We start from the raw sequence: 19,357 nt of genomic DNA on the forward strand, positions 1-19,357 counted from the left end.
TACCCCTCGACGTTATCCGAGTACCATGGTTCGAGAACCGTAAAAACAGCAGATATCATAGAGAAATGTCATAACACTTCTGCTGTGCAGTGGTTCAAAACCAGGAACGATTGGAAAGATTTTATGCAGCCTTATCTTCGACCAAGATGCGCAGCATTCGGCGCAATGGTTCGGCCGCGCCCCATAATAACTGATCTCCCACCGTAAAAACAGAGAGATATTCACTTCCCATATTCAATTTGCGTATGCGGCCAACATGAATATCGAGCTTCCCGGTAACCGCAACCGGAGTAAGTTCCCTGGTGGTGGCTTCCCTTTCATTGGGAATCACATGAACCCATTTGTTGGATGCTGCGATGATTTCCTCGATCTTTTCCAGTGGAATATCCTTCTTCAACTTGATCGTCAATGCCTGACTGTGGCAACGCATGGCTCCCACTCGCACACAAATCCCGTCAACCGGTACGGGGTCATCGCCGTGCCCAAGAATTTTATTGGTCTCGGCCTGCCCTTTCCATTCTTCCCGGCTCTGTCCATGTGCAACCTCGCGATCGATCCATGGAATAAGGCTTCCAGCCAGTGGAACACCAAAATTCTGAGCGGGAAATTCTTTGTCACGCAATTTCTCAGCAACCTTGCGATCGATATCCAATATGTTGGAAGCAGGATCTTCCAGTAAATCTTTTGCGACATCGTGAGTTTCTCCCATCTGCTGCAACAGTTCACGCATGTTTTGCGCGCCTGCCCCTGATGCCGCCTGATAAGTCATGATACTTGCCCACTCAACCATGTCCTGGTCGAACAATCCGCCAACGGCCATCAGCATCAGGCTGACCGTACAATTACCCCCGATATAATTCTTGACACCCTTATTCAATGCATCATCGATCACCGAACGATTAACGGGATCAAGAATGATAATTGCATCATCACTCATCCTGAGTGTAGAAGCGGCATCAATCCAATATCCTTGCCAGCCGGACTCACGCAGCTTTTTAAAAACGTCGCCGGTGTAATCTCCGCCCTGGCAGGATATGATGATATCCATTTCCCGCAAGGCTGCGATATCGTAGGCATCCTTGAGTAATCCTGCTTCCCGGCCAATATCCGGCCCCTTTTCACCCACTTGCGAAGTTGAAAAGAACACGGACTCGATTAATGAGAAATCATTTTCTTCACGCATCCGCTGCATGAGAACAGAGCCCACCATACCGCGCCAGCCCACAAATCCGACTTGTTTCATGTAATTCACTCAACCTTTTACAAAATAGTTTTAATGTTACGCACCCCTGACAGCTTACTATCCGGCATACCATCAAAGAATCAGAAAAAAGCGGTAAAACCGGGCGATAAACAGAAATAGAAAAACAGCATGTAACGAAACAGTAGAATCACCGGGATTGCAAGTTTGCCAGGACACGATCCCCCATTTCCACAGTACCGACCTTTTTCATACCCGCTTCATAAATATCTTCGGTACGATAGCTTTGCTGCAATGTCTTCTGAACGGCATGCTCGATTCGTGATGCGGCCGTTTCCTGATTGAAAGAGTATCGCAACATCATTGCCGCAGATAAGATAGTTGCCAACGGGTTGGCAATCCCTTTACCGGCGATATCCGGGGCAGATCCGTGAATAGGCTCATACAAACCTTTATTTCGGTCATCCAGAGAAGCAGAAGGAAGCATTCCGATCGAGCCTGTCAGCATGGATGCTTCATCTGATAAAATATCACCGAACATATTTCCCGTAACCACCACATCGAATTGCCGGGGGTTGCGTACCAGCTGCATCGCTGCATTGTCCACCAGCATGTGTGAGAGCGTAACGTCCGGATACGACTGCGCAGTTTCCGTCACCACATCACGCCATAACTGCGTGCATTCCAGGACATTCATTTTGTCCACCGAGCAAAGCCTGCCGTTTCGCCTACCTGCTGCCTGAAACGCCACATGAGCGATACGCCTGATTTCTGATTCAGAATAAATCATCGTATTAAAGCCCACTTTCTGTCCGTCTCGGTATTCGATGCCTCGCGGTCTCCCGAAATAAATATCTCCAGTCAGCTCACGCACAATCAGAATATCCAGACCAGCGACAACCTCCGGCTTCAGTGTCGAAGCATTCGACAGCTCCGGATACAGCACTACCGGCCGCAAATTGGCAAACAGGTTGAGTTCCTTCCGAATGGCCAGCAACCCCTGCTCTGGCCGTTTTTCGCGAGGCAGACCATCGTACTGAGTTCCACCTACTGCCCCCAGCAGTATGGCATCTGCCTCGATCGCCAACTGGCGTGTTGCTTCCGGAAAAGGTTCACCGGTGGCATCCACCGCACAACCACCCAGCAAACCAGGTTCAAGCTCGATCTGCAAACCTTCCTGCTGGAAGTAGCGTAATACCCGCTCAGCCTGAGCCATGATTTCAGGCCCGATCCCGTCACCGGCAAGCAGCGCAATTTTCATGTTCTCAGTTTGTCTCCATTTTGCTGTAAAAATAGCCAGGGTTGTCGATCGCGACGATTCATTTCAAATGTTCTGATTTTATCGGCATGCTGCAACGTCAGCCCGATTTCATCCAGCCCATTAAGCAGACAGTGCTTACGGAATGAATCAACTTCAAATCGGTGGATCTCGCCGGAAGGGGTCGTCACGGTTTGCGCATCCAGATTCACTTCCAGTCGATAACCGTCTGTCTCGAGTGTATCCCTGATCAGCCTATCAACGATGGAAGCTTCCGACACAATTGGCAATAGACCGATCTTGAAGCAGTTGTTATAAAAAATATCGGCGAAACTTGGCGCAATGATTACAGCAAAACCATAATCCTGCAAAGCCCAGGGAGCATGCTCCCTGCTGGATCCACAACCAAAATTGTCGCGTGCGACCAGAATCCTGGCCCCTTGATAGCGCGGCTGGTTCAATATGAAATCGGGATTAAGCTGCCGTAATGAAATATCCTTCCCCGGCTCTCCATAATCGAGATAGCGCCACTCATCAAACAGGTTCTGGCCAAAACCTGAGCGTTTGATCGATTTCAGAAACTGCTTGGGAATAATCGCATCCGTATCCACGTTTGCGCGATCCAGTGGCGCAACTATTCCCTTGAACTGCTCAAATTTTTCCATTCTGTTTATTTTGCAGTTTTTTCAATGGCTTCACCGCCACGTTGAACATCCTTGCCAAATCCCTGTATGGTATTACAGGCAGTCAACTGTGCAACGATGGCCAACAATAGAAATAATGTGGACAGCGTTTTCATTATCGATCTCCTTTAAAAATAAAAAAACCTCACTTACCGAATAAAAGAACGCACATCAACGAAATGGCCAGCTATTGCAGCAGCGGCTGCCATGGCAGGGCTGACGAGATGTGTTCGCCCGCCGGGGCCTTGCCGGCCTTCAAAATTACGATTGGAAGTCGAGGCACAACGCTCTCCAGGTAACAATCTGTCATCATTCATGGCCAGGCACATCGAACATCCGGGTTCGCGCCATTCGAATCCCGCCGACAGAAAAATTTTATCCAGCCCCTCCTTCTCGGCCATCGATTTGACCAGACCGGAACCAGGGACCACCATAGCCAGCCTGATATTCGGGGCAATCCGTTTTCCTTTGACGATTTCTGCTGCTGCGCGCAGATCTTCGATACGTGAATTGGTACAGGAACCAATGAAAACTTTATCCAGCGTTATTTCCTGAATGGGCATCTTCGGCTTCAGTCCCATATACCCGAGTGCATGTTCGACATCATGGCGTTTGGTCGGATCGCTGATATCCGCAGGATCGGGCACATACCCATCCACAGTAGTCACCATTTCTGGTGAGGTGCCCCAGGTTACCTGCGGTTTGATGTTGACTGCCTTCAATTCCACCATCCGATCGAACACCGCATCTTCATCACTTTTCAATGTACGCCAGTAAGCCACCGCCTGATCCCACAGTGCTCCCTGCGGGGCAAAGGGTCTCCCCTTGATATAATCGATCGTAACCTCATCCGCTCCAACCATACCTGCACGGGCACCCGCCTCGATCGCCATATTGCAGAGCGTCATCCGGCCTTCCATGGAAAGCGATCGTATCGCACTGCCGGCAAATTCAATGGCATAACCCGTACCGCCGGCCGTACCTATTTCACCAATAACAGCCAGTGCAATATCTTTGGCCGTCACACCAGGTGGCAGATCCCCTTCGACCCTGACCAGCATAGTTTTGGATTTCCGGGCAACCAGACATTGTGTCGCCAGAACATGTTCAACCTCGGATGTCCCGATACCAAATGCCAGACAAGCAAATGCCCCATGTGTACTGGTATGGGAATCTCCACACACCACGGTCATACCAGGCAGTGTCGCACCTTGCTCAGGCCCGATCACATGAACGATTCCCTGACGTTCATCGTTCATTCTGAATTCGGTAATCGCGAATTCCTCACAATTCTGATCCAGCGTTTCGACTTGTAAACGGGATACAGGATCGCTGATACCACTGCTTCGATCCGTCGTTGGAACATTATGATCGGCTACCGCCAGAATCGAGCCAGTCCGCCAGGGTTTGCGTCCGGCCAGCTTCAGGCTCTCAAAAGCCTGAGGGCTGGTAACTTCATGTACCAGATGGCGATCGATATACAGAATAACCATGCCATTCGGATCATCCGATTCCGCATGCACTACATGGTCACTCCAGAGTTTGTCATATAACGTTTTCATTTTGATCCAGATATGAGTACCAGCCGTATGCGCGCAATTATCCCATAAAGCCCATTTCAGTAACAGAATCTCTGTGCCGGCAGTGCAATGGCATACCCGGTGAAGAAGCTAAAAACATCATCTCGTCCAATGCAAAAATGCCCTTTTTATTCCGGGGTCGATCAACGCTAACTCAATAAACCACAAGACAAAAATGGATTTTGACCTTCGATAATTAACTGTTGACAGCAACTTTTATCAAATGTAGATTCCGCGACTTGTTTAACAAACAAGGAGGGGGAAAGTTTAAAATGATCTCAACAGTTTATGCCATCACACTCGTGGGTATCGGTTTGGTCATCGCAGTCTTTTATTTTGTGATTGCCAATTCGAAGGAAGCTGATCCGGATTATCCGTCAATCACAAAAAAATGGTACGGTGTACGCAGCAAATGGTTTCTTTTTCTGCTTGTATTAGGAATTACCGTCTCTGTGCTTTCAACGAATCCATTTCCAACACCCGATCAGAAAAAAGAATACTCGGGTGGTGACTATCAAAATGTCACTGTGGATAGCCATCAATGGTATTGGATAATGACACCTTCTACCGTAAAGGCAGGCCAACCGGTTGAATTTCAAGTGTCTTCTGCTGATGTCAACCATGGTTTCGGTATCTACGATGAAAAACTGACATTAGTTGCCCAAACTCAGGCGATGCCGGGTTACACCAATAAGCTTATTCATACGTTCGACAAACCCGGAAAATATAAAATTCTTTGTCTGGAATATTGTGGTCTGGCACATCACGCCATGATTAGCGAATTGACCGTTGAATAATTAGTACAACATTTAATACAGCTAAAAACGTATTGGAGGACACAATGAGTGCAACTGAAGTAAATGGAAAGATTGAGTATTCCGACCCGGAAAATCGGAATGCATTGATCGCCGTCAAATCCCATTTAATTGCGGGATTTTTAGTATTTTTATTAATGATGATTGCAGGCTTTACCATGCGTGCAGCGCAAGGTACCTGGTTGGAAATTGGCGCTGATCTGTTTTATCAGATTATGACTGTGCACGGTGTAGGCGTTGTGGGTGCGGCAATGATCACATCAACCGGTGTACAGTGGTATTTCCTGCGTCAGTACGTTCGTCTGAGCAACGGGATTTTCTGGACGAACTTCTTTATTTTTCTGACAGGTGTCGTGCTGATCCTCGGCTCCATTTTCGTTGGTAAATATGGTGGTGCATGGACGTTCCTCTTCCCGCTACCCGCCATTTCAATGGGTGCCTGGTCGAATGGTGCAGCAGCACTGTTTCAAGCTGGTCTGCTTATCATCGGAGTCGGCTTCCTTATCCTCTATCTGGACTTTGGCCGTGCCATTCTGGCTCGCTACGGCAGTCTGGCTCGTGCACTGGGACTTACCCAGCTTTTCGGTAAAGAGCCGGTAGACTACAAACATCCAGCGGCAGTAGTTGCCAGCACAATGGTATTGATTGTCAATTTTATGGGTATCGCTGCAGGTGCCGTGGTACTGGTGATGGGACTGATCAATCTGTTCTATCCTGAATTCAAGCCAGATGCGCTGCTGATGAAAAACCTGATCTACTTCTTTGGTCACGTTGTCATCAATGCCACTATCTACGCATCAGTCATCGCTGTTTATGAACTCCTGCCACGCTACACTGGTCGTCCATGGAAAACCAATAAACCATTTTATGCAGCCTGGTTTGCGATTGTATTCATGGTAATGGGTGTCTATCCACACCACCTCATGATGGACTTCGCGATGCCGAATTGGGCACTCGTAGTAGGACAGGTGCTTTCTTTTGGCAGTGGTATTCCAGTGATGGTGGTTACCGGCTACGGTGCCCTGATGATCGTATACCGTTCAGGTATCAAATGGACCACTTCGGCCAAACTGCTGTTCTTATCCATGTTTGGCTGGTGGGCTGGTGTAATCCCTGCGATTCTGGATGCAATGGTTACGGTTAACCGTGCTTTCCACAACACACTGTGGGTACCTGGTCATTTCCATTTCTACCTGCTGCTGGGATTACTGCCGATGCTCATCGGCTTCGCCTACTTTCTGGCGGGTGAAGGTGACAGTAAAGAACAACCTAAAGCAACCGACAAACTTGGTTTCTATGCCTATCTGATCGGTGCATTCATGACATCCATGGTCTTCCTCGCCAGCGGTGCAAGCAGTATTCCTCGCCGCTGGGCAGCACACATGCCTGAATGGGTCAGTTTTGCTCAGGTAGGAACTGTTGCCGCTGCACTGGTTGTTCTGGGAATGTTGTTGTTCATCATTCGTGCACTGGTCAGTTTGCCAGGCGCCAGCAACCCTCGTTAAAACAGAAACACCGGCAATTTCTCCTGTATGAATGGAGAATTGCCGGAATCTGGCAGGGATAATCGATACCCCCTCACATAGGAGGAAAAAGGAATGAGGACTTTCCTGGCAACACTTTTCGTAGCCATCTCAGGAACACTCATTCTTTGGATAAGTACCGATGGAGGGCGTGCTTTTACAGCTGAAGAAGCACGCCGCCTTGAAATTCGTGAAAATCCCCGTTCTGTACCCGATTGGCAACTGCAGAATCAGGATGCAGAAACCTTCACTTTTCAAAACTGGCATGGGCATCTCATTGTTGTAGATTTCATCTATACAAGTTGTCCCAGCGTATGTTTGATACTTAGCGGCAACCTCAAGAATCTGCAAAAAGATTTCTCTGACGAGGGAAAATCAGACAAGCTGCGCTTTCTCAGTATCACCTTCGATCCGGAAAAAGATACGCCCCAAAGACTGAAAGAACATTTAAGTCATTTTTCTGCTGATTTCAAAAACTGGGTAGCTGCCCGGCCAACCAGCCCGTCCCAGAAAGAAGCTATCCTCGATTTCTTTAAAGTGATCGTCATTCCTGATGAGTACGGTGGTTATACACACTCTGCCGGTTACCATATCATCAACCCGGATGGAAAACTGGTCGCTATTTTTGGAATGGAACAGATGGATGAACTACGCGCCTACCTGAATCAGGCATTGGAGGGGAAGGATAATGCGTCTGAAAATTAAACCGGAATGGCTGCTTCTGGCAGCATTCATCATACTTACCCTTCCCCCGATGCAGCGCTTTCTGGAACAGAGCATGGTAACGCACATGCTCGTTCAGCTCCCGGCACTGACAGTCATCGGATGGATATTCGGCAGAACACTGCCTGAAAGCTGGAGCAACAAAATAGCTCCATGGAACCGGTGGGGAATAACAGGCATGGCTCTCGCCATTGTGATCATGACCTATTGGATGCTGCCACGCGCACTGGATGCTGCTGTATCCGAATGGTACGTGGAGCTGGGAAAATTCATCACCGTCCCGGCGATGGGTATCGCACTGGGAGTAAGCTGGCCCCAGCTCAATCCGATTGCACAAGGTGTCCTGAAACTGGAATTCTGGGCTACTTTCATGCGTCTGGGGTGGCTCTATCTCGATCTGCCCGATCGTCTCTGCGCAAATTATCTCTTGAGTGATCAGCGTGTTCTAGGGCAGTTACTGCTACTGATTGGAAGTGCCTGGGCAATCGCCTGGACGCTTCGAGTAATGTTTGGAACCAAAATCATCAATACCTGAAACTTGCAGTGATCCACCATCCGGCAGATCACTGCAGTCTTTACTTTATGCCCTGTGCGTGCGATACCACAAGGTTGAATTGAATATCACCGCTCCCAGCATATTGCCTATCGTGACGGGAATCTGATTCCACAACCACCACTGGGAAATCGTCACATCTGCACCCGACAGAATGCCAATCGGGAAGACAAACATATTAACCACCGCGTGCTCAAAACCAAGTGAGAAGAAGGTCGCAAGCGGTAACCACATTAACATGATCTTACCAGGCACACTGCGCGATCCTTTGGCAAAAACCGGAGCAAGACTCACCAGCCAGTTACACAGTATTCCCATACCAATGGCTGCAAACCAGCCGTTCACCCCATACCCTGCATAGGAAGCCTTTTTTTCTGCAAGATGCGCCAGTGTAGTGAGAACCCCTGGAGGTTCGACTGCTCCTCCTTTGGTCAGTGAGAACCAAAGCAGGTACGCAAAGAAAACACCACCAATCAGATTGGCGACAAACGTCCAGGACCAGTTGCGTATCACACTCCCCAATCCAAATCTGCCGGCAAAGAGTCCCATCGGCATCACTGAAAAACTACCTGTCGCCATCTCCAGACCCAATATCGACAACATCACGTAGCCTGCCGGGAAAAGCAGGCCGGCTGCTGCCGTTGGCCAGCCTTGTGAAACCAGCAACGCGCACAATGCCGTGGCATAGGCCAGAAAAGGAGTGCATAAGAACCCCCTTATCAGAATCTGGCCAACTTTGAATTTTTTCTTTTTCGTTGCGTCTTCGACAAGATCATGTCCCATCTGTATAGGTGAGACACTGTCAATGACTGCAGTTGGCTCATTGCTCACTTTGACCGGAGCACTGGCTACAGAACCACCCGTTGACATAGTCTCTGCAGCAATGCTGGATTGGATGACCCGTTCATTCAGAATGATCGATGGTTGTTCAGATTCTTTCATATTTTTGAGATGAGTTAATTGAGGGAATTGATGATGGTCAAGTCGTGCACAAAAACTGCACGGCGGGCGGAATTTTGCCATATCCCGGAAGGGCCGGCAAGAAAATAGTTCTGCTTATTTAGCAGGTTACGATCATTTACAACGATGCTCACCAGGGTATCGATTCATACATACCCTGCCGGATTGTTCTTCTGCCAGCGCCAGTGGTCCCTGCACATCACAGCAAGATCGCGTTGTGCTTTCCACCTCAGCAGCTTCTCAGCAAGTGCAGGGTTTGCGTAGCAGGCAGCTACATCACCGGATCGTCTGGATGCAAGCCGATAATCTATCTGCCGGCTGCTGGCCTCCTCAAAGGCCTTGATCACGTCCAGAACACTGTAGCCAATGCCTGTACCCAGATTGATTGCCATACATTGCGGCACGGTAAGGTAATCCAGTGCACCGAGATGCCCCAGCGCAAGATCCACGACGTGAATATAATCTCGCACACCGGTTCCATCATGCGTCGGGTAATCACTCCCCCATACATTCAGATATTCACGCCGCCCCACGGCAACCTGCGCAACGAAAGGCATCAGATTATTGGGGATACCCTGCGGATCTTCACCAATCAGGCCGCTATCATGCGCCCCGACAGGATTGAAATAACGCAGAATGGCGATACGAAATCGAGGATCAGCCCGATACACATCGCGCAACATTTCCTCGATGATAAGCTTGCTGCGGCCATACGGATTGGTAGCGGACAACGGATGATCTTCCGTCAGAGGCAGACGCTGCGGCTCACCGTAAACCGTCGCCGAGGAACTGAAAACCAGTGTATAGACACCACAATTTTGCATTGCTGCCAGCAGCCGGTGAGTACCGATGACGTTATTGTCATAGTATTCGAGCGGCTTTTCGACCGATTCTCCTACCGCCTTGAGCCCGGCAAAGTGAATCACAGCCTCACATCCGTAATCTTTCAACGCTTTTTCTATCGCAACCTGATTACGTATATCGCCTGTGACGATAGTGATTTTCTTACTGGTGATCTGTTCGATACGGCGCAATGCCTCTGGATGACTGTTACAGAAATTATCGAATATCACTACTTCATACCCGGCCGTCAATAATTCGACACAGGTATGAGAACCAATGTAACCGGCACCGCCGGTAACGAGAACGTTCATATCAATCTCTCACTTTCAGATCAGATTCGGCAGACAACTGCGCCTGCTGCACCGGAAAAATAAATCGCATCAGGCGAATACTTCCGCCTCGCTGAATGGCTTGCCCTGAGTATCTTTGGCTGAAAGAACAGGCGCAATCCCAAGTGGCCACTGGATATTGAGCACTGGATCATTCCAGAGCAGACAACGCTCATGGGCAGGCGCATAGTAATCCGTCGTCTTATAAAGAAACTCTGCGGTATCACTCAGTACGACAAAGCCATGGGCGAATCCTTCAGGTATCCAGAGCTGATGTTTGTTTTCTGCAGAAAGAACCTGGCCCACCCATCGGCCAAAGGTCGGGCTGCTTTTGCGCAAATCGACTGCCACGTCGAAAACTTCACCCTGCACCACCCGCACCAGTTTTCCCTGCGGTTGCTGTATCTGGTAGTGAAGACCGCGCAGGACATTCTTCACGCTGCGACTGTGATTATCCTGCACAAAATTGATTTCCCTGCCGACAGTTTCTTCAAACCGGGCCTGGTTGAAACTTTCAAAAAAGAAGCCGCGTTCATCACCAAATACTTTGGGTTCGATGAGTACGACTTCCGGAATAGCAAAAGGAGTTACTTTCATCAGAACACATTTTCCCTGAGTATTTTCAGCAGATACTGACCATAACCATTTTTAGCCAGTAATTGGGCCAGCATTTCCAGCCGGGCTGCATCTATCCATCCTTGCCGGTAGGCAATTTCTTCCGGACAGGCAACTTTCAGACCCTGCCGGTTTTCCAGGGTAGCGATGAACTGACTGGCATCGAGCAGGGTTGCATGCGTACCGGTATCCAGCCAGGCGTAGCCGCGCCCCATGATTTCCACGCTGAGGTTGCCCTGTTCGAGATAAAGACGGTTGAGATCGGTGATTTCCAGTTCGCCGCGTGCTGAAGGTTTGAGCGCTTTGGCATGATCGACGACCTGCGTATCATAAAAATACAGCCCGGTCACCGCATAACTGGATCTTGGTTGTATCGGTTTTTCTTCCAGTGACAATACCTTGCCCTGTGCATTGAACTCGACTACACCATAACGTTCCGGATCATGCACATGATAAGCGAATACGCTGGCTCCTTCGGTGCGCATCATGGCATGAGTCAGCAGACGCTGGAGATCATGGCCGTAGAAAATGTTATCTCCCAGCACCAGTGCAGAAGGATGGTTACCAATGAAATCCTCGCCAATCAGAAAAGCCTGTGCGAGGCCGTCGGGTGAAGGTTGCACGGCATATTGCAGATTCAGCCCCCATTGTTCTCCGTCACCCAGCAGTTGCTGAAAACGAGGGGTGTCCTGCGGCGTGCTGATAATGAGAATATCGCGTATGCCTGCCAGCATCAGGGTGCTGAGCGGATAATAAATCATGGGTTTGTCGAATACCGGCAACAACTGCTTGCTCAGTGCAAGCGTCGCCGGATGCAGCCGGGTACCGGACCCTCCCGCAAGGATGAGGCCTCTGCGTGTCATGTATTTATTCCTTGAATATTTTTCGGATACGTAATCCAGGATATTCCTGCTGATGAAATAACGGTACTCAGCCAGCAAAACCGGAAGAACCTGGAAATATACGGATTCTTGCAGATAGGATCAATTCACGAAAGGCTGGCTGCTATACTACGACTGCTTGCTGCCAGCACACGGATTCAGATAAATTGACAGATCCAAAGCCAGCCGAATCACCGGACAGTCTACCTGTTTTACCGGGATCGCTTAACGGCAGATAAAACCCATTTTCTCGGTAATACTGTTCACATGACAACGATCGGTTTCATCGGCCTGGGTATCATGGGAAAACCCATGGCCGGCCATCTCATCCGGGGAGGATACCCGGTTTATCTCAACTCACGCAGTGGCATACCTGCTGAGCTGACAGTGCCGGGTGGGCTGGCCTGCCCCACCCCCAGGGCTGTGGCTGAACAAGCGGATATCATCATCCTGATGTTGCCGGATACACCTGATGTTGAAAAGGTGCTGTTTGCCGAAAACGGAGTGGCACAAGGGCTGTCTGCGAACCCGCCTCGGTCGAAAATCATCATCGACATGAGCACGATTTCCCCGATCAGAACCCGGGATTTCGTTACACGAATCAGGCAGCTCGGCCACGAGTACGCGGATGCCCCGGTATCAGGTGGAGATATTGGTGCACAGAATGCCACCCTCACGATCATGGTCGGGGCAACCGAGGCAGTTTTTGCGGAAATCGAGCCGATACTGGCGTTGATGGGCAAAACTGTCACGCGAATCGGTGATCCGGGCACTGGCCAGGTCTGCAAGGCGGCCAACCAGATCATCGCGGCCCTGACACTTGAGGCTGTGGCTGAAGCCCTGGTATTAGCTTCCAGAGCCGGAGCTGATCCCAATAAAGTCAGACAGGCCCTGCTGGGAGGGTTTGCCGCCTCGCGCATCCTGGAAGTACATGGAGAACGCATGATCAAACATGCCTTCACTCCCGGTTTCCGGGTCGATCTGCACCGGAAGGATCTCGGCATCGCACTGGATTGCGCCACGGAACTGGGTGTCAGCCTGCCAGGCACTGCACTGGTTCAATCGCTCTATAATGCCAGCATTGCGCAAGGAGATGCGCAACAGGACAGTTCAGCCATCGTGCGCATCCTCGAACAACTGGCCGGACATACCCTCGATACCTCCACTGAATCTGCCCATGAACACTAACCAGCTGATCGAAGCCTTCCGCAAATTTCTGCCTGCGGAAGCCATATTGCACGAGGCAGAGGATTTGAGACCGTATGAATGCGACGCCCTGTCCGCCTATCGGCAGCTACCAATGATCGTCGTGCTGCCGCGAACCGAGGCTGAAATTGCCGCTATCCTGCAAACCTGCCAGGCCGAACGTATTCCGGTGGTAGCACGTGGGTCCGGCACCGGTTTGTCTGGGGGCGCACTCCCTCACGCAGAAGGTGTTTTACTGTCATTAGCCAGATTGAACCATATTCTGGAAATCGATCCTGCAGCCGGTACTGCGCGTGTGCAGCCCGGTGTCCGTAACCTGGCCATCAGCGAAGCGGCTGCATATTATGGAATGTATTACGCGCCTGACCCTTCTTCCCAGATCGCCTGCAGTATCGGCGGGAACGTGGCAGAAAATTCAGGAGGTGTGCACTGTCTCAAATACGGACTGACCGTCCACAATATCTTGCGGCTGCGTGTATTGACGATCGAAGGAGATCTGCTGGAAATCGGTGCAGATGCACTCGACAGTCCCGGTTTCGATCTGCTCGCACTGATGACAGGCAGTGAAGGCATGCTGGGGATCGTCACCGAGATTACGGTCAGACTGCTGCCCAAACCGGAAACGGTAAAACTGGTCATGGCAGTGTTCGACGATGTCAGAAAAGCTGGAGAAGCCGTCGCCAGCGTCATTCAGGCCGGTATCATTCCAGCCGGTATGGAGATGATGGACAAGATCACCATTCACGCCGTCGAAGATTTCGTGCATGCGGGTTACGACCTCGAAGGAGCGGCAATTCTGCTGTGTGAATCCGATGGTATGGCGGAAGAAGTCGCTGATGAAATCGAGCGGATACGCACCATTCTGCAGGCAAGCGGGGCTACCCGGATCAGCCTTGCGCAGGATGAAGCCGAACGGCAGCGCTTCTGGGCCGGACGAAAAGCAGCCTTCCCGGCAGCAGGCAGAGTTTCACCAGATTACTACTGCATGGATGGCACCATTCCACGCAAGCATCTGGCACACGTGCTGGAACAAATCGAACAGCTCTCGGCAGAATATGGCCTGCGCTGCATGAATGTATTTCATGCGGGAGATGGCAATTTGCATCCCCTGATTCTGTATGATGCCAACCAGCCGGGTGAACTGCAAAAGGCAGAAGCATTCGGGGCGCGAATACTGGAGATCTGCATCGAAGCAGGCGGATCGCTGACCGGCGAACACGGCGTGGGAATCGAGAAACTCAACCAGATGTGCCTGCAATTCAATGATGCCGAGCGCAACCGGTTCCATGCGATCAAAGCAGCATTCGATCCGCAATCACTGCTCAATCCAGGCAAAGCAATTCCCGAGCTGCACCGCTGTGCCGAATTCGGTGCCATGCACATACACCGGGGAGCTGAAAAATTCCCGGAAATACCCAGATTCTAATTTTTTGTCATGCAAACCCTTCCCGATCATTTCATCGACACTATCAACGCGGCAATCGAAAATAAACAGCCGCTGCGCATCCGCGGTGGCGGCAGCAAGGATTTTTACGGCAATCCGCAGGCTTTACAGCATTCTTCCATACTCGATACGTCCACCTGGCAGGGAGTCGTCGATTATGAACCGAGCGAACTGGTGATCACCGCTCGCTCCGGAACACCACTGGCCGAGCTGGAAAAGCTGTTGCACGATCACAGCCAGATGCTGGCTTTCGAGCCTCCTCATTTCAGCACGGCTGCCACACTGGGCGGGTGTGTCGCAGCCGGATTGTCCGGCCCCAGACGGGCCTATACCGGTGCGGTGCGTGACTATGTATTAGGTACCAAACTGCTGGATGGCCAGGGAAGTATCCTGTCTTTTGGCGGGCGGGTGATGAAGAATGTTGCCGGCTATGATGTGTCTCGTCTCATGACAGGTGCAATGGGTACATTGGGCGTATTGCTCGAAATATCGCTTAAAGTGCTTCCCAAACCGGCAGTAGAACGCACCCTTCGCTTCCAGGCCAGCACACCCGAAGCCCTGGCAATCATGCGTCGCTGCACAGCTGAACCACTGCCGATTTCCGCCACCTGTTTTCATAATGATCAGCTTTACGTCCGGCTTTCCGGCGCCGAATCTGCCGTGCAAACCGCGCATGCCAGACTGGGGGGGGATGAAATCAAAGACAAGGATGATTTCTGGGAATCGATCAGAGATCATACTCACCCGTTTTTCCAGGAAGGAAAATCCGCCGAAAAATCACTGTGGCGCCTGTCGATCAAGCCGACCACTCCCCCGCTTTCACTGCCGGGTAAACAGCTGATCGAATGGGGCGGTGCACTGCGCTGGTTCGTCACAGATGAAGATACTGATGCTGCCGTAATCCGCAAACACGCTGCGGATGCCGGTGGTCACGCCACCCTGTTTCACGGCAATAAAACAGCGATTCCTGTATTTCACCCGCTTTCCCCTGCTCTGCTGAAAATCCACCGACGTCTGAAACAGCAGTTCGATCCAGCAGGTATCCTCAATCCACAACGACTGTATACCGAGTTTTGAGCCATGCAAACCCGTTTGACTGATCTGATCAAAGACACGCCGGAAGGACAAGAAGCAGATGCCATTCTGCGCAGTTGTGTGCATTGCGGTTTCTGTCTCGCGACCTGCCCCACCTATCAGCTGCTGGGAAACGAGCTGGACAGCCCGCGCGGGCGAATTTATCTGATCAAGCAGATGCTGGAAGGCCAGGAAGTCACTGAAAAAACCCAGCTGCATCTCGATCGCTGCCTGACCTGCCGCGCCTGTGAAACCACCTGTCCATCCGGTGTACAGTACGGGCATCTGCTCGATATCGGCCGAGGCATGGTCGAACAGCAAATTCAACGCACCCCTTATGCCACCTTCAAGCGTTATGCCCTGCGCAAATTGCTGCCCAACCGCACCCTTTTCAGCACTCTCATGGGCGTTGCCCGTATGGGTCGGCCACTACTCCCTGCCCGCCTGAAAAAGACGATATTCCCGAAACCGGTAACCGCACGCAGCCCCTCCGGCAAAACCCACACGCGCTCCATGCTGATACTCGCCGGCTGCGTACAACCGGCGCTGACGCCCAACACCAACCATGCCACCACACGTGTGCTGGATCGGCTCGGTATTGCAGTGATGGCTGCAGAACAAGCTGGCTGCTGCGGCGCACTTGCCTACCATCTCAATGCACAGGAAGAAGGGTTGAACGCCATGCGCCGCAATATCGATGCATGGTGGCCTTTTGTCACGCGATCCGAGAATCCGGTTGAGGCCATTATCGTCACGGCCAGCGGCTGCGGTGTCACTGTCAAGGATTACGGACACCTGCTGCAACACGATCCGGATTATGCCGAAAAAGCTGCAAAGATCTCCAGCCTGACCCGGGATATCAGCGAAATCATCACGGCCGAAGCTTCCACACTGATCCCGCTACTGGAAGCAGAAAAAGCGACATCGAAATCCTCATCTCCACGCAATCTTGCCTTTCACGCCCCCTGCACCTTGCAGCACGGCATGAAGCTGAAAGGAAAAGTCGAACCGGTTCTGCAAGCGGCAGGCTTCAACCTGACCAAAGTTGCTGATCCCCACCTCTGTTGCGGTTCAGCAGGCACCTATTCCATCCTGCAACCCAAACTTTCCCGCCAGTTGCGCGACAATAAAATCGCTGCATTAACCATGGAGAACCCTGATCTGGTAGTTACCGCCAATATCGGCTGCCAGATGCACCTGCAAGGCGGCACTTCGCTGCCTGTGCGCCACTGGATTGAACTGCTGGATGAAACCCTGACCGGGTAACTGCTGAAATAAAAATCAGGCTGATCACCTATCCGCGCGGCCGTATCGCCGACAGGGGGATCTGGTTCAGTTCCGCTGTGGCCTCGCGCCAGGCCGGATAATGCTGATCCATTAACCCGACAAACCGTTTGTTATGCGATGGTTCGATCAGGTGAACCAACTCATGCACCACAACATATTCCAGCAAATCCTGCGGTTTTCTCACCAGATCGGTATTCAACCGGATATGGCGACGCCTCGTATTGCAGCTACCCCAGCGGGTTTTCATCTGCTGCAGAAAGTAAGCAGAGACACTCACACCCAGCCGATCCTGCCATTTTCCGATCAGATCAGGCACCACGGCATGCAGCAGGGATTTATGCCAGGCATGCATCACAGCAGCACGCTTGAACAGATCGCTACCGGGGCGCACCTGCAGGGTGATGGTCTGCTGATCCATCAGCACACACGGCCCGGCTGATTTCTCCACCACCTGCAGCACGTAATGACGCCCCCATACGGTATGACTTTCCCCACCGATAAATTGCCGAGGGACTTCCCTGACCTGCGCTTGCAGTTTTGCCTGCTGCTTGTGAATCCAGTCCAGTTTTGCAGTGACAAACGCACGCACCACTTCCAGCCGCATACCGGTTGGTGCCACCAGTGTCACCCGGCCATCCGGTGGATGCACCCGCAGGTAAACATGCTTCACTGCCCTGCGTTGCATGAAAATCGTAAGATTTTCCAGCCTGATCTGTTCGCTCATCAATCAGTCTGTTCTTCCGATCCGGAATGATCAGGCGGCCAGGGCAGATCATTTTCCTGTGCCAGTACCCTGCCCCACGCTTCCAGCTCATTCAGAATGTCCAGCTGCGCCTGCTGAGGGCAATCGGTTCGCAGTTGCAGAAGTTTCTGGTGATATTCATTCAATGTCAGGCTACCGTTGATGGCATTTTCACCAAGCTGTCTGCGGCAATGCATTTGCCAATGGTGTTCTTCCTGAACCGATAAGGTATCGGGAAAGTTGCGGGCACGATAACGGAACAACAGCTCGATATACCGTTCATCCTGAAATTTTCCGGCCAGGTCAGCCAGTTTCCCTGGTTCTGCATCACGCACCAGCGGGAACAGATTGCGATCGTGGTCACTGGCAAAACCATCGTACAACGCCAGATCGGCATCGTTTTCTGCAAATACTTTATTGCCGGAATACGCCTGTTTGATTCGCTGCATGAAATCCGGATGCTGCAGTAACAGTTGCCAGTGTTGCTGACATTGTTCGACATTCAGTCCGATTCGATTGGCGACTTCGTCATTCAGAACTTTTTGTGGTGCCAGTGCCGGACATTTGTTCAGCCTGACCGCTTTGACTGGCAGGCGCTGCAGTCCTTCTGCCAGCTCTTCTTTGGGTGTAAAAAGACGTTCCGCCAGTGCATCGATATCCAGCAGGACAAATTCAGCGGGATCATGCCGCAAGTCATAAACCAGAACACTGTTGGCATTACCGGTTTCAGGCAGCAGTGGCATGACCAGCGTAGTACAGCCATATTCGGAGGAGTACATACGGGAAGTATGCAAAACCGGGGCGTGGGTTTTCATATCCAGCAAATTGCCAGCAGCACGTTTATCGCGTAAACGAAACAGCCAGTCGTACAGGCGCGGTTGCTGTGCACGCAGCAGGCGGGCCAGCGCAATCGTAGCCCGGACATCGGATAACGCATCATGCGCACTGTCATGTACCAATCCATTGGCTGTGGTGATGTCCTCCAGCCGAAAACTGGGTTTCCCTTCCCCGTTGATCGGCCAGTTGATGCCTTCCGGACGCAGAGCAAAAGTCATACGGGCAAGATCGATCACATCCCAGCGCGAATTGCCAGATTGCCATTCGCGCGCGTAGGGGTCATAAAAATTGCGGTACAGCGTAAACCGAGTGACTTCATCATCGAATCGCAACGTGTTATAGCCCACTCCGCAAGTACCCGGTTGCGCCAACTGTGCATGAATCAGTGCGATGAATTCCGGCTCCGGCAGCCCCCGGGCTTCTGCCATTTGTGGCGTAATGCCGGTAAGCAGACAGGCTTCCGGGTGAGGCAACCGGTCGCGCGCCGGCTGGCAATAGATCACCAGCGGGTCACCAATTTCATTGAGCGCTTCGTCCGTCCTCAACCCGGCAAACTGAAATGGCCGATCCCAGCGTGGCGTTGCCCCGGAAGTTTCATAATCATGCCAGTAAAGCGTTGAGTTACCTGTCTGCATCGTAGTAGTCAGTTTCTCAAGGTTATGCAGCCAGGTGATCTTTCACTGTTATCGCTATATCGGGAAATACGGTGATCAGTTTTCTATCAGCCGTGATGAGTTTGGAGTTAAGCGATTTAGCAGTCGATATGAATTCGCAATCATATGCAGAGCAGCCTGCTTAAGGTG

At 51.3% G+C, this 19,357-nt stretch carries 19 protein-coding genes; 8 read left to right on the top strand and 11 right to left on the bottom strand.

Translation table 11 applies throughout. From position 1 onward, the window contains the following. Positions 1-121: 121 nt before the first annotated feature. From asd to leuC, 5 genes are all read right to left on the bottom strand, one after another. Complete coding sequence (gene asd, locus B5D58_RS01015; protein ID WP_011111310.1) at positions 122-1,243, bottom strand: aspartate-semialdehyde dehydrogenase; 1,122 nt, start codon at positions 1,241-1,243, stop codon at positions 122-124. A 148-nt stretch (positions 1,244-1,391) separates the two neighbouring features. Further along, positions 1,392-2,462, bottom strand: a complete 1,071-nt coding sequence (gene leuB / locus B5D58_RS01020) for a 3-isopropylmalate dehydrogenase (protein WP_011111309.1) — start codon at positions 2,460-2,462, stop codon at positions 1,392-1,394. Further along, a complete protein-coding gene (gene leuD, locus B5D58_RS01025) occupies positions 2,459-3,124 on the bottom strand; it encodes a 3-isopropylmalate dehydratase small subunit (protein WP_011111308.1) in 666 nt (221 codons plus the stop codon). Before leuD ends, leuB begins: the two co-directional genes overlap by 4 nt. Positions 3,125-3,129: 5 nt before the next feature. Next, the gene (locus tag B5D58_RS01030) at positions 3,130-3,258 is read right to left on the bottom strand and encodes an entericidin A/B family lipoprotein (protein ID WP_011111307.1); all 129 of its coding nucleotides are present in this window, start codon (positions 3,256-3,258) and stop codon (positions 3,130-3,132) included. A 33-nt stretch (positions 3,259-3,291) separates the two neighbouring features. Beyond that, positions 3,292-4,704: a 3-isopropylmalate dehydratase large subunit gene (gene leuC, locus B5D58_RS01035; protein WP_011111306.1), complete on the bottom strand. Its 1,413-nt coding sequence runs from the start codon at positions 4,702-4,704 to the stop codon at positions 3,292-3,294. Between the two features lie 290 nt (positions 4,705-4,994). On the opposite strand from leuC, the gene B5D58_RS01040 reads away from it, so the two are divergent. The 4 genes from B5D58_RS01040 to B5D58_RS01055 all read left to right on the top strand — a co-directional run bounded on the left by B5D58_RS01040 (position 4,995) and on the right by B5D58_RS01055 (position 8,318). Next, positions 4,995-5,519, top strand: coding sequence for a cupredoxin domain-containing protein (locus B5D58_RS01040; RefSeq protein ID WP_011111305.1), 525 nt, complete (start codon positions 4,995-4,997; stop codon positions 5,517-5,519). A gap of 44 nt (positions 5,520-5,563) precedes the next feature. After that, complete coding sequence (locus B5D58_RS01045) at positions 5,564-7,042, top strand: cbb3-type cytochrome c oxidase subunit I (protein ID WP_011111304.1); 1,479 nt, start codon at positions 5,564-5,566, stop codon at positions 7,040-7,042. Between the two features lie 93 nt (positions 7,043-7,135). Further along, positions 7,136-7,765: an SCO family protein gene (locus B5D58_RS01050; protein WP_011111303.1), complete on the top strand. Its 630-nt coding sequence runs from the start codon at positions 7,136-7,138 to the stop codon at positions 7,763-7,765. Then, a complete protein-coding gene (locus tag B5D58_RS01055; protein ID WP_011111302.1) occupies positions 7,749-8,318 on the top strand; it encodes a hypothetical protein in 570 nt (189 codons plus the stop codon). The genes B5D58_RS01050 and B5D58_RS01055 overlap by 17 nt, the downstream gene beginning before the upstream one ends. A gap of 45 nt (positions 8,319-8,363) precedes the next feature. Here B5D58_RS01055 and B5D58_RS01060 read toward each other — a convergent pair whose 3' ends face one another. From B5D58_RS01060 to rfbA, 4 genes are all read right to left on the bottom strand, one after another. Further along, positions 8,364-9,278, bottom strand: a complete 915-nt coding sequence (locus B5D58_RS01060; RefSeq protein ID WP_086935145.1) for a formate/nitrite transporter family protein — start codon at positions 9,276-9,278, stop codon at positions 8,364-8,366. Between the two features lie 164 nt (positions 9,279-9,442). Then, on the bottom strand, positions 9,443-10,450 hold the full coding sequence (gene galE / locus B5D58_RS01065; RefSeq protein WP_011111300.1) for a UDP-glucose 4-epimerase GalE: 1,008 nt from the start codon (positions 10,448-10,450) through the stop codon (positions 9,443-9,445). A gap of 69 nt (positions 10,451-10,519) precedes the next feature. Then, on the bottom strand, positions 10,520-11,065 hold the full coding sequence (gene rfbC, locus B5D58_RS01070; protein ID WP_011111299.1) for a dTDP-4-dehydrorhamnose 3,5-epimerase: 546 nt from the start codon (positions 11,063-11,065) through the stop codon (positions 10,520-10,522). Next, positions 11,065-11,946 carry a glucose-1-phosphate thymidylyltransferase RfbA gene (gene rfbA / locus B5D58_RS01075; protein ID WP_011111298.1) on the bottom strand — a complete coding sequence of 294 codons (882 nt, stop codon included), beginning with the start codon at positions 11,944-11,946 and terminating at the stop codon, positions 11,065-11,067. Before rfbA ends, rfbC begins: the two co-directional genes overlap by 1 nt. Positions 11,947-12,171: 225 nt before the next feature. Here rfbA and B5D58_RS01080 point away from each other — a divergent pair, with 225 nt between their 5' ends. Genes B5D58_RS01080 through glcF form a run of 4 tightly spaced genes read left to right on the top strand, consistent with a single transcriptional unit; the run spans position 12,172 to position 16,954 of the window. Next, the gene (locus B5D58_RS01080; RefSeq protein WP_256335799.1) at positions 12,172-13,152 is read left to right on the top strand and encodes a 2-hydroxy-3-oxopropionate reductase; all 981 of its coding nucleotides are present in this window, start codon (positions 12,172-12,174) and stop codon (positions 13,150-13,152) included. Beyond that, on the top strand, positions 13,142-14,596 hold the full coding sequence (locus tag B5D58_RS01085) for an FAD-linked oxidase C-terminal domain-containing protein (RefSeq protein ID WP_011111296.1): 1,455 nt from the start codon (positions 13,142-13,144) through the stop codon (positions 14,594-14,596). The genes B5D58_RS01080 and B5D58_RS01085 overlap by 11 nt, the downstream gene beginning before the upstream one ends. Positions 14,597-14,605: 9 nt before the next feature. Continuing rightward, a complete protein-coding gene (glcE, locus tag B5D58_RS01090; protein ID WP_011111295.1) occupies positions 14,606-15,691 on the top strand; it encodes a glycolate oxidase subunit GlcE in 1,086 nt (361 codons plus the stop codon). Between the two features lie 3 nt (positions 15,692-15,694). Then, a complete protein-coding gene (gene glcF / locus B5D58_RS01095; RefSeq protein ID WP_011111294.1) occupies positions 15,695-16,954 on the top strand; it encodes a glycolate oxidase subunit GlcF in 1,260 nt (419 codons plus the stop codon). A 28-nt stretch (positions 16,955-16,982) separates the two neighbouring features. Here the strand turns inward: glcF and B5D58_RS01100 are convergent, their stop codons facing one another. After that, the gene (locus B5D58_RS01100) at positions 16,983-17,699 is read right to left on the bottom strand and encodes a YgjP family zinc-dependent metalloprotease (RefSeq protein ID WP_011111293.1); all 717 of its coding nucleotides are present in this window, start codon (positions 17,697-17,699) and stop codon (positions 16,983-16,985) included. Further along, entirely contained in the window at positions 17,699-19,189 is a 1,491-nt protein-coding gene (gene sbcB, locus B5D58_RS01105) for an exodeoxyribonuclease I (protein ID WP_011111292.1), read from the bottom strand. The genes B5D58_RS01100 and sbcB overlap by 1 nt, the downstream gene beginning before the upstream one ends. Between the last annotated feature and the right edge of the window lie 168 nt (positions 19,190-19,357).

This window comes from Nitrosomonas europaea, from assembly GCF_900167395.1.
Lineage (GTDB): Bacteria > Pseudomonadota > Gammaproteobacteria > Burkholderiales > Nitrosomonadaceae > Nitrosomonas > Nitrosomonas europaea.